The organism is Algibacter sp. L1A34, assembly GCF_009796805.1.
GTDB lineage: Bacteria > Bacteroidota > Bacteroidia > Flavobacteriales > Flavobacteriaceae > Algibacter.
This window is the reverse complement of the sequence record NZ_CP047029.1, coordinates 1,738,940-1,757,074: the sequence shown is the minus strand read 5'-3', so window position 1 is coordinate 1,757,074 and position 18,135 is coordinate 1,738,940. Positions and strand designations below refer to the sequence as shown.

Here is an 18,135-nt window from a genome sequence, read left to right as displayed (position 1 = left end):
CCTTCCTAGCAACTAGTCAATGAATACAACTATAGTAATAGCTGATGATCATCCGTTAATGCTACGCGGTCTTACCGATTTTTTAACATCCAAAGGGTTTAATATCATTGGAAGTGCTGAAGATGGCAACGCTGCCTATAACTTAATTGTAAAATTAGAACCCGAAATTGCTATTCTAGATATTAGAATGCCACATAAAACAGGTTTAGAAATTGCTGAGACTTGTAAAAAGCACCGTTTACCAACAAAAATAATACTTATTACTTTTGATAAAGAAGAAGAAGTTTACGACCAAGCCATTGAAGCTGGGGTTTACGGGTACATTTTAAAGGAATTTGCTGTTGAAGAAATAGAAAATTGTATTGAACATGTGTTAGAGGGAAAACCTTATTTTAGCGAAGAGATTGCATCGTATCTAGATCATAATAACAATACAAAACCGAAAAACTTAGAGCTATTAACAAAATCTGAATTCAAAATAGTGCGTCTTATTTCAGAAAGTAAAACTAGCCATACCATTGCCAAAGAATTATCTATTTCCGTTAGAACTGTAGATAAACACCGTAGTAACATAGTTTCTAAATTAAATTTAGATAAAAAACCAACTTCTCTAGCCATCTGGGCTACCGTAAATAAAGCATTTTTATAAATATAAGTAGAAGTGCGTATTTTTTCTTACGGGAATAAACTATATCTTTACAGTGCTATTAATTAGTTCTTAGGGAGAATTAAAAAAGACTCTAAATTGTAATGATTTAGAGTCTTTTACATTTTAAAATTACACTATTCACTTATAAAACATGTAAATCACAAATTTTTATAAAGCGAAATAATTTTTACTCTACCATATCAAAATATATTTGGCTCTAGATAATAATAATTTAGATACGAATGATTCTGTTTCATAACTAAAAAAACAGCTCGATTATAAAAATACGTACATAAACTTATTTTTTTAAAACTACAAGCAACATACCTTTACAATGCTATTATTTAGCAAAGCCACATAAGTTAAACTACTAAAAATTTAAACAAATGCTAAAAGAACAAATCATGGAAGAGAAGAGGAATCCTTTGAATAAATTTGTATTAATTGTTGTTTTTATTTTAGTTATCGTAATGATATCCTTTAACTTATATATAATGTTTTAGGCTCTCTCATTATACGTCTAAACCAAAAAAAAGGGTGTTTCATAAATTATGAAACACCCTTTTTTTACTACTATATTAAATATTACTTAAAGTTCTAAAGCTTTTCTAACATCGTTATTCATTAATAATTCTATCGGGTTTTCTAAAGCCTCTTTTACAGCAACTAAGAACCCTACACTTTCTTTACCATCAATAATTCTATGATCATAAGATAATGCTACATACATTATTGGACGAATTACAACCTGACCATCAATAGCAACCGGACGCTCTACAATGTTGTGCATTCCTAAAATCCCACTTTGTGGTGGATTAATAATTGGCGTAGATAACATACTACCAAAAACACCTCCGTTTGTTATAGTGAATGTTCCACCCGTCATTTCATCAACAGTAATTTGACCATCTCTTGCGCGAAGTGCCAAACGTTTTACTTCCGACTCTACACCTCTAAAAGATAAGTTTTCAGCATTACGAATTACTGGTACCATTAATCCTTTTGGACCCGATACAGCAATACTAATATCACAAAAATCGTATGATAACATTTCTTTACCATCCATCATTGAATTCACTGATGGATACATTTCTAGCGCTCTAACAACTGCTAAAGTAAAGAAACTCATAAACCCTAAACCAACACCATGTTTAGTTTTAAAGGTCTCTTTATATTCTGAACGTAACGCAAAAATAGGCGACATATCAACCTCATTAAATGTGGTTAACATCGCTGTTGTATTTTTCACCTCAACTAAACGTTCGGCTACTTTTCTACGTAACATAGACATTTTACTTCTGGAAGTACCACGGCTACCACCAGTTGGAGTTCCCATAGAAGGTACTGCTTTTACGGCATCGTCTTTAGTAATTCGGCCTGCTTTACCCGTACCTGAAATAGATGAGGCAGCAATTCCTTTTTCAGCTAAAACTTTTTTAGCGGCAGGACTTGCAGAACCTGTAGCATACGTTTTTGCTTCAGCTACTTTTGGCGCTTCTGCTTTTGGTGCTTCCACTTTAACTTCTGCTTTTGGCGCTTCTCCACCTGCTGGTTTTTCTGCACTTGTATCAATTAAACAAACTACAGCTCCAACTTCAACAGCATCACCTTCTTCCGCTTTAAGCGTAATAATACCACTTGCTTCTGCTGGTAATTCTAAGGTTGCTTTATCACTATCAACTTCGGCAATAGCTTGGTCTTTTTCAACGTAATCGCCATCTTCAACTAACCAAGTCGCTATTTCTACTTCTGTGATAGATTCGCCTGGTGAAGGCACTTTCATTTCTAAAATCATTCTTTATAATTTTAATTGTATATGAATTTTATTCTTTTTATTTAATTTGCAAAAACCTCATCGATTACACGACGTTGTCTGCGTTTATCTCTAGTATTAGATCCTGGTGCTGGTACAGAATTGTAAGGACGTGCTGCTACTTCTAACTTCACTAAATCCATACGTTGTGCCATGTGCATCCAAGCCCCCATGTTTTTAGGTTCTTCTTGCGCCCAAGTGTAACTTTCAACATTTGGATATTTATCAATAACACTTTGTATTTTTTCTAAATGAAGCGGGAATAACTGTTCTATTCGCACTAATGCAACATCCTCTCTTCCTAGTTCTTCTCTTTCAGCTAATAAATCGTAATAAAATTTACCTGTACAGAATACTAATTTCTTAACATTTGTTGGGTTAATAGTATCGTCGATAACTTCTTGAAATTCTCCTGATGCTAAATCTTTTATACTAGAAACTGCTTTTGGATGACGTAATAAACTTTTTGGAGTGAAAACAATTAAGGGTTTTCTATAATTACGTTTCATTTGGCGACGTAACAAGTGGAACATGTTCCCTGGTGTTGTACAATCGGCAACCGTCATATTATCTTCACCACATAATTGTAGGTAACGTTCTATTCTTGCTGATGAATGCTCGGAACCTTGCCCCTCATATCCATGAGGTAATAAAACTACAATTCCATTTTGAGATTTCCATTTATCTTCAGCTGCCGATAAATATTGATCGAATATAATTTGAGCTCCATTACTAAAATCTCCAAATTGCGCTTCCCAAATGGTTAATGTATTTGGGTTTGCCATGGCATAACCATAATCGAAACCAAGTACACCATATTCTGATAAAAAGGAATTATAAATATCCATTTTACCTTTACTCTCTGGATTGATATTTAATAAATTAATACGTTCTTCTGAAATTTCGTCACGTAAAATAGCATGACGGTGGCTAAATGTTCCACGCTCAACGTCTTGCCCAGAGATACGCACATTAAAACCTTCTTCAAGCAAACTTCCGTATGCTAGCGTTTCTCCCATTCCCCAATCGAGTGTATCGGTTTCAAAAACCATTTTTTCTCGACCTTTAAGAATTTTTTCTGCTTTGCGTAAAAACTTAACACCTGCTGGAACTGTAGAAACTACTTTAGAAATACTTTCTAATTTATTTTTTGGATAAGATGTATCTTCTGTTTGCATCATAGACTCTAAGCCTTGACGCTCAAAATCTGTCCAACGTTCTTGCATAAACTCACGAACTATAGACGACTTGGCTTTTTTAGCCTTAGAATACTCACCTTCTAAAGTCTCTTTAAATTCCGAAATAATATCATCAACATATGCTTGATCAACAGTTTTTTCAGCTATTAATTTATCAGCATAAATTTTAAATGGATTAGAATGCTTCGCTATTTCTTTATATAATTTTGGCTGCGTAAATCGTGGCTCATCACCTTCATTATGCCCATATTTTCTATAACCTAATAAATCGATGTATACATCTTTTTTGTATCGCATTCTGTATTCCAATGCCATTTCAACGGCATGAACTACAGCCTCTGCATCATCTGCATTTACGTGTAACACCGGTGACAATGTCACTTTAGCCACATCTGTACAATACGTACTAGATCGTGCATCTAAATAATTGGTTGTAAATCCTATTTGGTTATTTACAACAATATGTACAGTTCCGCCTGTTTTATATCCAGCTAACTGGCTCATTTGTGCAACCTCATAAACTATACCTTGACCTGCGATTGCAGCATCCCCATGTACTATTATAGGTAATATTTTAGAATCGTCACCATCATAATCCGCATCAATTTTTGCTCGTGTAATCCCTTCGGCTACAGGTGCAACAGTTTCTAAATGCGATGGATTCGGAACCAAGTTCATCTTAAGGGTTTTACCGTTTTGATAAGTTTTATCAAGCGTTAAACCCAAGTGATATTTAACATCACCATCAATATCCATATCTTCAAAATCTTTACCATCAAACTCGCTAAAAAGTTCATGCAAAGGTTTTCTAAAAATATTGATAAGTGTATTTAAACGACCACGGTGTGCCATACCTAATACACATTCTTTAACGCCGTATTTTTTAACAGCATAAAAAAGCACATTACTCAAGGCAGGAATTAAAGACTCTCCTCCTTCTAAAGAAAAACGTTTTTGCCCAACATATTTAGTTTGCAAAAAGTTTTCGAAAGTAACCGCATGATTTAATTTTGAAAGAATATATTTTTTAGTATCAGCAGAAAAATTTGGCTGATTATCATTTGCATTAAGTTGTTCTTGCCACCAAGCAATAACTTCTGGGTTACGCAAATACATATATTCGACACCAATAGAATGACAATATATTTTATCGAGGTGTACAATAATTTCGCGAAGCGTTTTTGTACCAATACCCAAAATTTCTCCTGCAGTAAAAACGGTATCTAAATCGTTTGCGCTAAGTCCGAAATTAGAGATTTCTAATGTTGGTGAATATGTACGACGATCACGTACCGGATTTGTTTTGGTAAACAAGTGTCCTCGCATTCTGTAGCCATCAATAAGCCTTACAATTTGAAATTCTTTTTGTAACTGTTCTGGCACTTCTGCAGAAATATTTTCTACACTATCACCTTCTAATCCATAGTTTTCACTACCGAAATCATAGCCTTGAAAAAAGGCTCTCCAACTCGGCTCCACCGAATCTGGGTTTTGTAAATATTGATCGTATAAGTCAGCAAAATATGCTGTGTGTGCTGTATTTAAAAATGAAAATTTATCCATTGCTATTCTTAATCCCTTTGTAGGTTAGTCAAAATATTCCTCAAAAATACAACTTTTAGTAAAATTAGAGGTTTCTTTAACTATATTTATGCAAATAATGTACATTTCACGAATATACCCGTCATTACTGTTAAATTACTAATCATTTCTTATTCTTATGAAACTTTTTTTCCCAATAAACAAAGCACTTACTGTTTTTTTAATCTTTTTTATTTCTATGATTAACCAATCCTATTCTCAAAATTTTAAAAGTGATTTCTGGGAACATGTAAGATATGGTGGTGGTATTGGTTTAAATTTTGGTGACGAATTCTTTAGTGGCACTTTAGCTCCAAATGCAGTTTATGAATTTAACAAATCATTTTCATTAGGCTTAGGGATTAATGGTACATACAACAGTCAGAAAAATATTTATAAATCAACTATTTTAGGAGGAAGTTTAATTGGTTACTATAATCCAATAAACGAAATTCAAATATCAGCCGAATTTGAAGAACTCAACGTAAATCGCCGATATAACGGAAACTTAAATCTACCGAACGACAACTACTGGATTCCTGCTTTATATTTTGGTGCGGGTTATCGTAATGGCAATGTTACTTTTGGTATTCGCTATGATGTGTTATATGATACGGACAAAAGCATATATTCCCAAGCCTGGGCGCCCTTTGTTCGGTTTTACTTCTAAATACAGCACACATAACACTAGAAAACAGTCGTTTAATTATAAAACTGATTTTTGTCATATTTTATAATTACGGTTAGCATTATTTTTGAAATCTTAATTAGGATAAAATTGTCTTAATTAATGAAAACTAATTAAAATCACTACAAACTAATGAGACAATCACACTTATTATGCAGCTTAACATTTTTAAGCACCTTATTATTAACATCTTGCTTTGATTCTAAAGAAAAGGAATACCAAAGCACTGCAGACATTCCTGTAAGCAGAGAAATGATGGCAGAATTAACATCTCCACCAAATGTACCAACTCCTATCGGGCGACGTAAAGCAAAAAAACTTATCGTAAAAATGGAGATTCTTGAAAAAGAAGGAGAAATGACAGATGGTGTAAAATACATGTACTGGACATTTGGAGGAACTGTCCCTGGTAGTTTTATAAGAACTAGAGTTGGTGATGAAGTGGAATTTCACTTACAAAACCACCCAGACAACAAACTACCCCACAATATAGATATGCATGCAGTAACGGGACCTGGTGGAGGAGCAGAATCTTCTTTTGTTGCTCCTGGACACGAAAAAACATTCAGTTTTAAAACGTTAAACCCTGGCTTATATGTTTACCACTGTGCTACTGCTCCTGTTGGAATGCATATTGCGAATGGTATGTATGGTTTAATTCTAGTAGAGCCAGAAGGTGGTTTACCTCCCGTAGATAAAGAATATTACATTATGCAAGGTGATTTTTACACCAAAGGTGCCAACGGTGAACGTGGTTTACAACCTTTTGACATGCAAAAAGCAGTAAATGAAACAGCCGATTATGTTGTTTTTAACGGAAAAGTAGGCGCACTAACAGGCGACAATGCATTAACAGCCAAAGTGGGCGAAACGGTAAGACTTTTTGTTGGAAATGGTGGTCCAGGATTAGTATCTTCTTTTCATGTTATTGGTGAAATATTCGACAGAGTACATATTGAAGGAGGCGAACAAATAAACAAAAATGTACAAACTACCTTAATTCCAGCCGGTGGAGCCGCCATGGTAGAACTTAAAGTAGAAGTACCTGGAACTTTTATTATTGTTGATCACTCTATTTTTAGAGCATTCAACAAAGGAGCCTTAGGGATGCTTAAAGTTGAAGGCGAACTCAACAAGAAGATTTACTCTGGAGAAATACGTGATGATATTTATTTACCAGAAGGCCCTGGAATTCAAAACATGCCAACAACAGATGAAATTGTAGCTTCTGAAGTTCCAGCAAAATCTTTCGACGAACAAATGGAATTTGGCAAACAAGCCTATATGCAAACCTGCTTTGCTTGTCACCAAGCAGAAGGTCAAGGTATTCCAAATGCGTTTCCTCCTTTAGCAAAATCCGATTATTTAAACGCCGATGTAGATCGCGCTATCGGTATTGTACTTCATGGTAAAACAGGAGAACTTACAGTTAATGGTGAAAAATATAACAGCGTAATGACACGCCAAATGTTATCTTCAGATGAAATTGCAAATGTGTTAACCTACGTATATAACAGCTGGGGCAACTCTAAAAAAGTAATTACAAAAGCCATGGTAGAAAAAGTAAAAAACAGTAACTAATAAGTAATATTATGAAAAACCTAGCCTTTAGATTATTGTTTGTTTTGTTGGTTACCCAAACATGTGCTTTTAGCCAATCTAAAGGTATGGTTTATATTGAAGGCAGTAGATACCTTCCTTTATATGGTAGAGATTCAACTGTTGTAGAAGTTAAAGATTTCGAAATGGACGTTTACCCTGTTACCAACGCAGAATATCTTAATTTTATAAAAGAACATCCAAAATGGCAAAAATCTAAAATTCTAAAATTATTTTCAGATAAAAGTTATTTAGCGAATTGGAAATCGGATTTAGAATTAAAACCATCTGAAAACCTAAATAGCCCGGCAACTTATATTTCATGGTACGCCGCCAAAGCCTATTGTGAATGCCAAGACAAACGATTACCCACCATAGATGAATGGGAATACGCAGCCATGGCAGACGAAACCACAAAGGATGCTCGCGTTAAACCATCCTTCAATAAAAAAATACTAGCTTGGTATGAAGCGCCACACTCCAATGAAAACACCATTGGATTACGCCCTAAAAACGTATGGGGCATTTACGACCTACATGGCTTAGTTTGGGAATGGACATTAGATTTTAATTCCGTTTTAATTTCTGGTGAATCGCGAAAAGACGGAGACAAAGATTCCAATTTATTCTGTGGAAGCGCCTCTTTAAATGCAACCGACTTAATGAACTATGCTGCATTTATGCGTTACGCTATACGCGGAAGTTTAAAAGCTAAATACTCAATGAAAAACTTAGGATTTCGTTGCGTAAAACCTATAAAAAAATAAACTTATATGAAACCTTTAAAATACATCCTTATATTATTTGTTTCAGGTTTGCTGTTACAAAACTGTAATTCTGATAAAAAGAAAAACACTGAAACATCACAAGTTTTTCAATGCCCAATGAAATGCGAAGGCAACAAAACTTATAACGCTCCAGGAAATTGTACTGTTTGTAAAATGGATTTAATATCCATTAATGCAACACCAGAAAAACTTTTAAGTGATAATGAAATTTCCGATACATCGATATTCAATTTAACCTCACTTTGGCAAACTGAAGAAAACAAAACGATTGAATTGAAAGAATTAAAAGGAAAAACTTTAGTTATGGTAATGATTTACACCTCATGTAAAGCAGCTTGCCCTAGACTAGTTGCCGATATGCGAAATATTGAAGCACAAATTCCTGATGAAAAAATAAAAGATATTCAATTTGTTTTAATAAGTATAGACCCATTAACCGACACACCAAAACGTTTAAAATCTTTTGCCATAGAAAATGTTATGGACGGCGAACAGTGGATGTTTCTTCAAGGAACAGAAAGTGGCGTTCGTGAATTTGCGAATGTACTATCTATGAAATACAAAGAAATTTCTCCTATAGATTTTTCTCACTCCAATATTATAAGTGTATTTAATCCAGCAGGCGAATTAATACACCAACAAGAAGGTTTAGGTGTTGACAATAAAGAAACTATTGAAACCATTTTAAAAACGGTTAAATAACAAGGACTCAATTTTTACCTGAAATTGATTTTAAGCAACCTTATTCTTTATTAAATTAAACAGGATTAAAGCAATACCGAAAGGTAATAAAATACTACATAAAAAAAGTAACAGGTAATAATTTGGCAACATCCCGCTTCCAACAAAAAACTTATAACCTTGAATAAGCAACATAATTTCAGTTAAAATAAATCCGCTTAAAAAGCTATATAGTCCAACATAAGCTATTTTGGAGTAGGTTAATAAATTATTTTTCAGAATAAAAGAAAACAGAAATCCAGAAATTACACCAAGCATTAACAAATGAATAAAACCAATAACAAAATTACGATGTGTGTAAACCACGTTTGAAAATTCCGGAAAAATAGAAGATGCTTGGAAAACAGTTTTTAAAACAAAGCAAAGAACAGCAAAACGGTATAAGTTAATCACAATACTTTTATCTTTATTGAGTTTCTGGTAAGCTTTAAACTTAATAAGTTTTATAAACAAAACAAGTGCCACAAGCTGCAAAACAACTCCAAACCCATTAATCCAAGGCAATAAGCCATGTGGAGCAAACCATTGAACAGGAAGTGCAAAAGTAAAAATGGTCGATGCTATTAACACCCAGTAAAAAAGCCTGAATACTTTTGTGTTTTCAACTTTAAATAGATGAAAAAACACTGCAAAAACGGCAATTAAAAACCATCCATTAAACTGAAAGTGTAAAAAGAATTGAATTGCTATTTGGTAAAATGCAGAAGCTTGCCCCAACATAGACACCGCAGGTCCTAAACACCAAACTCCTGCTGTAGACACAACCATAAAAACGAGCGCTGTTTTTAATAACCTACTAGTAACTATAGATTCTGTTTTATGATGTTTCCAAACGAGGTAAACAAAATAATAACTACAAAAAATATGCAAGGTTGAAAAGGATATAGAAACAACCGCATAGCCTTGAAAGGGAAAACTTAATACCATCCCGATAACGGCAAATTCCGTAAACCAAAATAACTTCGTGAAAACTGGTTTGTTTTCGGGTACAAAATAATGCACAATGCATACGTAAAGCATTAAATACACCCAACCCAACATAGCTACATGAGAATGTGCATGCGTTAAAAACCTATAATTTAACCCTACCGAATCTAAAAATGAATAGCGCAAAGCCAAACCCATTAAGGCTGCAATTAGAAAATTAAATAAACAGACTACTACTAATTTTTTAGGCATTATCAGGTTTTATGGAATACTAAATATAGCAAACCTATTTAATTATCTACAAATATAATTAAGCGAGTAATACAAGTATAGACATTGGTGCTTTTTATAAAAATTTAGTATTTATTTTAAAAAATTAATCTTCTAAAAAACTAACTATAGACTCATTCTCCCTTAAACCATCATCAAAATTATAAAGATCACAACAAGAAATAAAATATCCGCATATTAACTATGATTTTTATCATGTTTTAAACCTAGAATAGTCTTTAATTTTGAGTAGTAAAATTCGTAGAACATGAAACGAGCACTAAAATTAATGGCTGTATTATTTGTAACACTACTAATAAGTTGTGGAAGCAAAGACGAAAAGAAGAAAGAAGGCTTCTCATACCAAAAAACAGCACCAACTGAAAAAGCCACTACCCAAAAAGCAGAACAAGTTCCTGCATCTAAAAAGATAGATTTAGCCAATAAAGGTATTGGACCAATCAAATCTGTAACGCTCGCTGCAGAAGTAGATCAAAAAATGGCTACACATGGAGCCGATGTATATAAAAAAATGTGCACCGCATGCCATAGAGCCGATAAAAAATTTATAGGTCCTGCTCCAACTGGTGTTTTAGAACGAAGAACTCCAGAATGGGTTATGAATATGATATTAAATCCTGAGCAAATGGTAAAAGAAGATCCATTAGCGAAAGATTTATTAAAAGAATTTAATGGAGCTCCAATGGCAAACCAACACCTTACAGAAGAAGATGCAAGAGCTATTTTAGAGTACTTTAGAACTCTAAAATAAGCACACTTTTTTTGGGCATTCTTACATTTTACGTAATAGTAAACCTCTATTTTAATTTTAAATAAAAATTATTTTGTTTGGTTGAAATTAAAAGCCCGGTGATTAGCCATGTAACACAAGCATAGGTTTTGGTATTTTAGAAATATTAATCTTAGTATTTCCTTTTGAAAATAAATGCTCTAGAAAGCCTTTGTTTTTTACAAATAAAGAAATAAAATCTATAGTGTTTGTTTTCAAATAACTTAGCACAGCAAAATCTATTGGGACATTATTTACAACTTGATATTTACATTTTAAAATGGATAGATTAGATACATCTTGTTTCTCTATTTCTGCATTTTCTTTATTAGGATTAACTCTCAAAACATTTAGATTTAATTGATAGGTTTCCATAAACTCTAATAAGTCCGTAAACTGTTTTCCATCAATAACATCTCGAGGATCTAATGGCAACAATAATTCTTTAATTGGCGTAAATCTGTAATCTTCGGGAATAACTAAAGTTTTACAGTTCACTTTTCTAATCACATTAATAGTATTGCTACCCAAAAAAATTTCCTTAGCACTTGTAGCACCATTTGTTCCAATAATGATAAAGTCTATTTTTTTGTTTTTTACCGCCTGATTAATTGCATCTATAAATACATCAAAATCTATATGAATTTCAAATTGATGATTAAGGTTTTTATAAGTTTCCTTTAAATCTTCCTTTATGCTATTTAACTTCTCTCGAGGTTCTCGCGTAATGGATTCGTAAATACTTTCTTTTGGAGAATGCATTAAATCATCGGATGTATAACTACCTGTTTTATGCACATGCATTAGATGAAATATACATTTTTGATTTTTAAAAAAACGCATAGCATAGTGTATGGCATTTTTCGAATTAGTAGAAAAATCAGAAAGTAAGAGTATGTTTTTCATAGCGTTACCGATTAATTCTTAAAGTTATTCAAAAAAAAGGCAAATAAACATGATTAAAATCAGCTAAACATTTTCAGTTACTTGCTTGTTTTGACGGCATTTAAATCTCTAACAGATTATCAACAAAAAAAGTGAAACACATATAATTATATGTGTTAACAACAAAAATCCCAGAACATTTTTAAAATTAATGCTCCAGGATTTCTTAATTAAAATACTAATTAATATTTAATATTAACTAAACTGTTTCTCCAATTTTACAGCCTCAGGAAATAAAATATTATTTTCTAAATGTATGTGTAAATGCAAGTCTTTTTCAAATTCTTCTAGCATAGCATATGTTACCTTGTAAGTGTTACAAGCATCTGCCGGAGGCGTATAATTATCAGTAAGTTCAGCAATCTGTCTAAAACGTCCGCCTTCGGTATCATGCTCTTCCATCATCATAGCGATAGGGTTTTCAACAGTTCCAAAATGTGGAGCTTGAACAGCACTTTTATCTAAAGTGGCTTTTACCATTTTTTTTATGAAAGGAAAAAGCACAAGTTCTTCTTTTTTCAAGTGAGCCGATAATTCTCCTGCCGAAGCTGTAAATAATTCATTAATTTTAAAAAGCTCGGGATGACGCTCACCATGCACTTTACAAAGTTTATCCAAAAACTGACGTAATACCGGAATCTTCTCTTCCACATATCTGTGGTGTTTTTTCTCAATATATTCTGCAAGCAAATCTAAAGGCCAAGATTTATAATCTATAGATTGACCTGTAGACGTATTTAATACAGCCTCTAGCTCTTCCAGCAATCTATTACTATCAATTCCTTTTTTTTCGCAAGCTTCTTCAATAGATCGGTTTCCATTGCAGCAAAAATCTATTTTGTGTTTAGAAAAAACAGCCGCAGTTCTAAAATCTTCGGCAACAAATTGTCCTATTTGTTTTTGTGTATCTGTATGTAATGTTTCCATAATTATTTTATTTCGGATAAATTTATCCTATTTATATTTAAATTTTTTTTAGACTCTTAAAAATGATGTTCCAGATTTAATATTAAGCGCTAATTCTTCTAGAGTTGTGTTTTCTAGCATGTTTTGAAGCTCATCCCTAACAATTTTAAATTTGTCGTGTGCAGGACACGGATGGTTTTCATCACATTTTTCTAAACCTAATCCACAACCCATATAAATGCTATCGCCATCAATAGCCTTTACAATTTCGGCTAATTTAATCTGGCTAATTCTATCTTTTTGTATTTCAAAACCACCATGCGCTCCTTTTATAGAGTTTACAATATCATGATGTACTAAAGATTGTAAAATTTTTGCAGTAAACGCTTGAGGAGAATCAATTTTTTCGGCTATTTCTTTGGGACTAACACGCAAATCTTCGTAGGATTTTATAGCAATAAAAATAACTGCTTTAATTCCGTATTCACAAGCTTTAGAAAACATAATATTAATTTTACACTACAAATATATGAAGATATTTTAAATAGGACAAAATTATCTTCATTAAATTATGAATACTTGTTTTTAAACCAAACCTTCTGCCATTCGCGTTTCAAAATTAAAAAAGTAACAGCTTCAGATAATTCTAAAATATCATCACCATTCAAAGCCTTTACTTCCTTTTCAGAAACATCAATAATGTAAAGTAAATTTAAATACTCGTTAAATTTTTCTTGAATAAGCCTGTAAACCGTTTCGTGTAGAAGTAATTTTAAACTAGATGGTAAAACCTCTACATGAAAATCCAAATCTACATTTGCCAACAAAAAATCTTTGTTTAGTTGTAAAATTAGTTTTTCATATAAATTCAAAGCATTTGCTTCTTCAATTAAATGATCAAAATTAGTTGGTAATTTCATAATTGAGGTTTACACGTCCTTGGAAAAAAATAAATATTTAAACCGTACGGTTCATTAAATTACTACCAAACGTTTTAAGAGTGGCTTTTTTATCATCCGGAATATTTAAAGACTCCAACACTGCAAAGGCTTTTAAGGTATAATCCTCTATCGCTTTTTTAGTAGCTTCAGCCGATCCTGAATTCACAAAAAACTGTTTTGCCATTTCTATTTTCGAGCTAACATCTTCTGGATTCGATGCAAACAATTGACTTAACGTAGCACAATCTTCATCATTAGAAAACTCTAACGCTTTCAAATATAAATACGTTTTTTTATTTTCAATAATATCACCACCAACCTGTTTTCCAAACGTTTTTGGATCTCCAAAGGCATCCAAATAATCGTCTTGTAATTGAAATGCGATACCTAAATAACGCCCAAAATTATAAATATTATCTTGATCTTCTTTTGAAGCTTTTGCAACAATAGCTCCCATTTTCATGGCAGCAGCAACCAAAACAGCCGTTTTATATTCAATCATAATTAAATATTCAGGAATACTCACATCGGTTCTAGTTTCAAAATCAACATCGTATTGCTGACCTTCACAAACCTCTAAAGCCGTTTTACTAAACAGCTTAGCTAGTTCAAGAAAAATAGGTGCTTCGTAGTTTTCAAAAAGTTGATATGCCATAATAAGCATAGCATCCCCAGAAAGAATCCCTGTATTTATATCCCATTTTTCGTGCACGGTTTCATGTCCACGTCTTAATGGCGCATCGTCCATAATATCATCATGAACCAAAGAAAAATTATGAAACACCTCTATACTTAATGCTGCATTTAACGCCCCTTTGTAGTTACTCCCAAATATATCGGCAGCCATTAAAGTTAAAACAGGCCGTAATCTTTTTCCTCCTAACTCTAAAATATACTGAATAGGTTCGTAAAGGTTTTTAGGTTCTTTTACTGTTGAGTATTTCTCTAAATAAGAGACAAATTCGTTTTGGTATTTTTCTATTGAAAGCATCGGACAAAAATAAAGGAATTCACCATATTAAAAACCCTCAAAGTAAATTTAATATTAAAAAATCATTAAAACTCAGGAAACTATTTTTGTTTTTAAAGTTTCCCGTTGTACATTTGCCCCGAATTATGAGAGAAAAAATAGTAAAAAAAGCCACCGATCTATTTTTAAACCTAGGGTTTAAAAGTGTTACAATGGACGATATTGCTCACGAAATGGGCATATCGAAGAAAACCATTTATGTACATTTCGCCAATAAAACTAAATTAGTAGAAGCGGTTTCGTTTTCTGTTTTCGATCTTATTTGTAATGGGATAGACAACATTTGCAGTAATTCGATAAACCCAATTGAGGAATTGTACGATATAAAAATGTTTGTAATGAACCATCTAGAGAGTGAAAAATCATCACCTCAATTTCAGCTTAAAAAATATTACCCTCAAATATATGCGTCTCTACATTTAAAACAATTTGAAAAAATGCACGATTCCGTTAGTGATAGTCTTCAAAAAGGAATAGACACAGAATTGTTTCGTGCCAATATAGATATCGGTTTTATTTCTAGAATGTATTTTAATGGAATGACAGGCATTAAAGATGGCACCATTTTTCCAACGGAGTTATTCTCTATGGATTACTTAATGGAAAGTTACTTAGAATACCACTTAAGAGCCATTGTTACCGAAAAAGGATTTGAAACTTTAAATAAATTTATAACAAAAACTCAATCATAAAATGAAAAACAAACTAATTATATTTTTTAGTTTATTAGTTTCTATAACAGCTATTTCGCAAGAAAATAATCAAAGCTTTTCTTTAGAGGATGCTATTAATTTTGCGTTAGAAAATAATAGAACAGCCAAAAATGCAGGCAGAGACATTGAAGCTGCAAAAAAGCAAAAATGGGAAACCACAGCAACAGGGTTGCCTCAACTTAATGCTACTGTAGATTATCAAAACTGGCTAAAACAGCAAGTTTCTCTAGCAGATTTTGATGGAGATGGTACAAATGAAGCTTTTGCTTTTGGCTTAAAACATTCATTAGATGCTTCAGCCACTTTATCTCAATTATTGTTTGATGGTTCTTATATTGTTGGACTGCAATCTGCTAAGGTTTATTTAGAAATCTCAAAACACGCCAAAATCAAAACCGATTTAGAGGTAAGAAAAGCCGTTGTTAATGCATACGGAAATGTGTTATTAACAGAAGAAAGTGTTGCCATCTTAGAACGTAATAAAATAACTCTTCAAAAAAATCTAGATGAAATTACTCAAATTTATGAAAACGGTTTAGAAGAAGAAGAAAGCGTAGAGCAGCTAAAAATTACGTTATCAAGTATTAACAGCAACTTAAACAACAGCATTAGACTAAAAAAAGTAGCTTACCAAATGCTAAACATCAATCTAGGTATAGACATTGAAAGCAAAACCGTACTTACTGATAACTTAGAAACACTTGCGGCTAAAAACATGGATTTAAGCTTTATAAACAATCCTTTCTCTGTAGAAAACACCATAGATTACAAAATAGCAAAAAATGATAAAACATCTAAAGAGCTATTATTAAAACTAGAAAAAGCTAAAAACTTACCAACACTTAGCACCTTTTTATCTGGAGGTTATATTGCTTACAGTGACGATTTCGATTTATTCCAAAATAAAACAAAATATTATGGGTATGGTCTGTTTGGTGTTAACTTAAGCGTTCCAATCTTTAGTTCGGGAGGTACCAAAGCTAAAACCCAACGCGCCCGTATTAATTTTGAAAAAGCAAAAGACGATTTAACAGAAACCGAACAACGTTTAAAACTAGAAATTGCATCGGCAAAAAGTGATTATCAATTTGCTATTGAAGAATACTCTAATAAAAAAGAAAACTTAAACCTTGCGGAACGTATAGAGAAAAAAAATCAAACTAAATTTTTTGAAGGTATTGCTTCTAGTTTCGATTTAAGACAAGCACAAACACAACTTTACACAGCACAACAAGAGTTTTTACAAGCCATGCTAAATGTAATAAACAACAAAGTAGCACTGGAAACCATTACAAATCAAGAAGATTAAAACGCAATCAAAAAAATATACTAATCACTATATAATTTAATAAACTCAACAATACAATGAAATATATATATTCACTATTACTCACAACCCTAGTGCTTTCATCATGTGGTGGCAAAAAAAACAAATCTGTTGAAGCTATTATTGAGACTAATAATTTGGAATTAATAAGAGAAAAGAAGGCCGAATTAGATGTTTCTTCTCAAGAAATTGCAGATCAATTAAAACAACTAGATGCAAAAATAAAAACATTAGATCCACAAACTAAAATACCTTTAATTACAACCTTTACAGCTAAAGAAATTGTTTTTACTCACTACCTAGAGTTACAAGGTAGTGTAGATACAAAGCAAAATTTAATTGTTTTTCCTGAGTATTCAGGCATCTTATCACGGGTTTATGTAAAAGAAGGTCAACACGTAAGTAAAGGCCAAATGTTAGCGAAAATTGACGATGGTGGCTTAACACAACAATTAGCACAAATAAAAATACAAACTAATTTAGCTAAAACAACTTTTGAACGCCAAGACCGTTTATGGAGCCAAAAAATAGGTAGTGAAATTCAATATTTACAAGCTAAATCTAATTTTGAAGCACAACAAGAAGCTGTTAACCAATTACAGCAACAAGTAGGGAAAACCATTGTTCGCGCTCCGTTTTCTGGTACTATAGACGATGTAATAACAGACCAAGGTAGTGTTGTAGCTCCTGGACAATCACAATTATTTAGAATTGTAAACCTAGATAACATGTATATTGAAACTGAAGTTCCTGAGCGCTACATTTCTGAAGTAACAAAAGGAAAAGAGGTTAAAGTAAACTTTCCTGTTTTAGGAAAAGAAATAGACGCAAAAATACGCCAAGCAGGAAACTTTATTAATCCAGCAAACAGAACATTTAGAGTGGAAATTGCAATTTCAAATAAAGAGAGACAAATAAAACCAAACCTTACGGCAAAGCTTAAAATTAACGATTACACCAACAATAAAGCGTTTTTAATTCCGCAAAGTATTATATCGGAAAATGCAGAAGGTCAACAGTACATTTATACCATTACAGACAAAAAAGACAATTTAGCCAAAGCAAAACGTGTTATTGTAGAAACAGGAAAAACTCAAGGCGATTTTATTGAAATTTTATCGGGTATTGAACACAATGAAGAAATTATTGTTGAAGGTGCGCGTAGCGTTAAAGAAGGACAAGATGTAAGAATTCTTGTTAACAAAGACGCTAAATAATTTTAAAGACC

The 18,135-nt window shown here is 32.6% G+C and carries 17 protein-coding genes; 9 read left to right on the top strand and 8 right to left on the bottom strand.

Annotated features, from left to right (window positions below; translation table 11 throughout):
* Window positions 1-19 precede the first annotated feature (19 nt).
* Complete coding sequence (locus tag GQR97_RS07490) at window positions 20-649, top strand: response regulator (RefSeq protein WP_158847036.1); 630 nt, start codon at window positions 20-22, stop codon at window positions 647-649.
* Between the two features lie 589 nt (window positions 650-1,238).
* Here the strand turns inward: GQR97_RS07490 and odhB are convergent.
* On the bottom strand, window positions 1,239-2,444 hold the full coding sequence (gene odhB, locus GQR97_RS07485) for a 2-oxoglutarate dehydrogenase complex dihydrolipoyllysine-residue succinyltransferase (protein WP_158847034.1): 1,206 nt from the start codon (window positions 2,442-2,444) through the stop codon (window positions 1,239-1,241).
* Window positions 2,445-2,485: 41 nt separating this feature from the next.
* On the bottom strand, window positions 2,486-5,224 hold the full coding sequence (locus GQR97_RS07480; RefSeq protein WP_158847032.1) for a 2-oxoglutarate dehydrogenase E1 component: 2,739 nt from the start codon (window positions 5,222-5,224) through the stop codon (window positions 2,486-2,488).
* A gap of 157 nt (window positions 5,225-5,381) precedes the next feature.
* Between GQR97_RS07480 and GQR97_RS07475 the strand changes: the two genes are divergently transcribed.
* The 4 genes from GQR97_RS07475 (at window position 5,382) to GQR97_RS07460 (ending at window position 9,019) form a co-directional block, all read left to right on the top strand.
* A complete protein-coding gene (locus GQR97_RS07475) occupies window positions 5,382-5,912 on the top strand; it encodes an alpha-ketoglutarate decarboxylase (protein WP_233267624.1) in 531 nt (176 codons plus the stop codon).
* A gap of 150 nt (window positions 5,913-6,062) precedes the next feature.
* Window positions 6,063-7,511, top strand: a complete 1,449-nt coding sequence (nirK, locus tag GQR97_RS07470; protein ID WP_158847030.1) for a copper-containing nitrite reductase — start codon at window positions 6,063-6,065, stop codon at window positions 7,509-7,511.
* 11 nt (window positions 7,512-7,522) lie between these two features.
* Window positions 7,523-8,296 (top strand): formylglycine-generating enzyme family protein, encoded by a 774-nt coding sequence (locus GQR97_RS07465; protein ID WP_158847028.1) that lies wholly within the window; start codon window positions 7,523-7,525, stop codon window positions 8,294-8,296.
* 6 nt (window positions 8,297-8,302) lie between these two features.
* Entirely contained in the window at window positions 8,303-9,019 is a 717-nt protein-coding gene (locus GQR97_RS07460) for an SCO family protein (protein WP_158847019.1), read from the top strand.
* A gap of 30 nt (window positions 9,020-9,049) precedes the next feature.
* On the opposite strand, the gene GQR97_RS07455 is transcribed toward GQR97_RS07460, so the two are convergent.
* Complete coding sequence (locus tag GQR97_RS07455; RefSeq protein WP_158847017.1) at window positions 9,050-10,237, bottom strand: hypothetical protein; 1,188 nt, start codon at window positions 10,235-10,237, stop codon at window positions 9,050-9,052.
* 286 nt (window positions 10,238-10,523) lie between these two features.
* Between GQR97_RS07455 and GQR97_RS07450 the strand changes: the two genes are divergently transcribed.
* Window positions 10,524-11,027: a c-type cytochrome gene (locus GQR97_RS07450; protein WP_158847015.1), complete on the top strand. Its 504-nt coding sequence runs from the start codon at window positions 10,524-10,526 to the stop codon at window positions 11,025-11,027.
* A 102-nt stretch (window positions 11,028-11,129) separates the two neighbouring features.
* Here the strand turns inward: GQR97_RS07450 and GQR97_RS07445 are convergent, their stop codons facing one another.
* The 5 genes from GQR97_RS07445 to GQR97_RS07425 all read right to left on the bottom strand — a co-directional run bounded on the left by GQR97_RS07445 (window position 11,130) and on the right by GQR97_RS07425 (window position 14,828).
* Entirely contained in the window at window positions 11,130-11,951 is an 822-nt protein-coding gene (locus GQR97_RS07445) for a universal stress protein (protein WP_158847013.1), read from the bottom strand.
* Window positions 11,952-12,185: 234 nt separating this feature from the next.
* Complete coding sequence (gene ric / locus GQR97_RS07440) at window positions 12,186-12,917, bottom strand: iron-sulfur cluster repair di-iron protein (protein WP_158847011.1); 732 nt, start codon at window positions 12,915-12,917, stop codon at window positions 12,186-12,188.
* Window positions 12,918-12,965: 48 nt separating this feature from the next.
* Window positions 12,966-13,400 (bottom strand): RrF2 family transcriptional regulator, encoded by a 435-nt coding sequence (locus tag GQR97_RS07435; protein WP_158847009.1) that lies wholly within the window; start codon window positions 13,398-13,400, stop codon window positions 12,966-12,968.
* A 65-nt stretch (window positions 13,401-13,465) separates the two neighbouring features.
* A complete protein-coding gene (locus GQR97_RS07430; protein WP_158847007.1) occupies window positions 13,466-13,816 on the bottom strand; it encodes a hypothetical protein in 351 nt (116 codons plus the stop codon).
* A gap of 37 nt (window positions 13,817-13,853) precedes the next feature.
* Window positions 13,854-14,828 carry a polyprenyl synthetase family protein gene (locus tag GQR97_RS07425; RefSeq protein WP_158847005.1) on the bottom strand — a complete coding sequence of 325 codons (975 nt, stop codon included), beginning with the start codon at window positions 14,826-14,828 and terminating at the stop codon, window positions 13,854-13,856.
* A 125-nt stretch (window positions 14,829-14,953) separates the two neighbouring features.
* Here GQR97_RS07425 and GQR97_RS07420 point away from each other — a divergent pair, with 125 nt between their 5' ends.
* Genes GQR97_RS07420 through GQR97_RS07410 form a run of 3 tightly spaced genes read left to right on the top strand, consistent with a single transcriptional unit; the run spans window position 14,954 to window position 18,124 of the window.
* The gene (locus tag GQR97_RS07420) at window positions 14,954-15,559 is read left to right on the top strand and encodes a TetR/AcrR family transcriptional regulator (protein ID WP_158847003.1); all 606 of its coding nucleotides are present in this window, start codon (window positions 14,954-14,956) and stop codon (window positions 15,557-15,559) included.
* A 1-nt stretch (window position 15,560) separates the two neighbouring features.
* Complete coding sequence (locus GQR97_RS07415; RefSeq protein ID WP_158847001.1) at window positions 15,561-16,889, top strand: TolC family protein; 1,329 nt, start codon at window positions 15,561-15,563, stop codon at window positions 16,887-16,889.
* Window positions 16,890-16,945: 56 nt separating this feature from the next.
* Complete coding sequence (locus GQR97_RS07410; protein WP_158846999.1) at window positions 16,946-18,124, top strand: efflux RND transporter periplasmic adaptor subunit; 1,179 nt, start codon at window positions 16,946-16,948, stop codon at window positions 18,122-18,124.
* Window positions 18,125-18,135 lie beyond the last annotated feature (11 nt).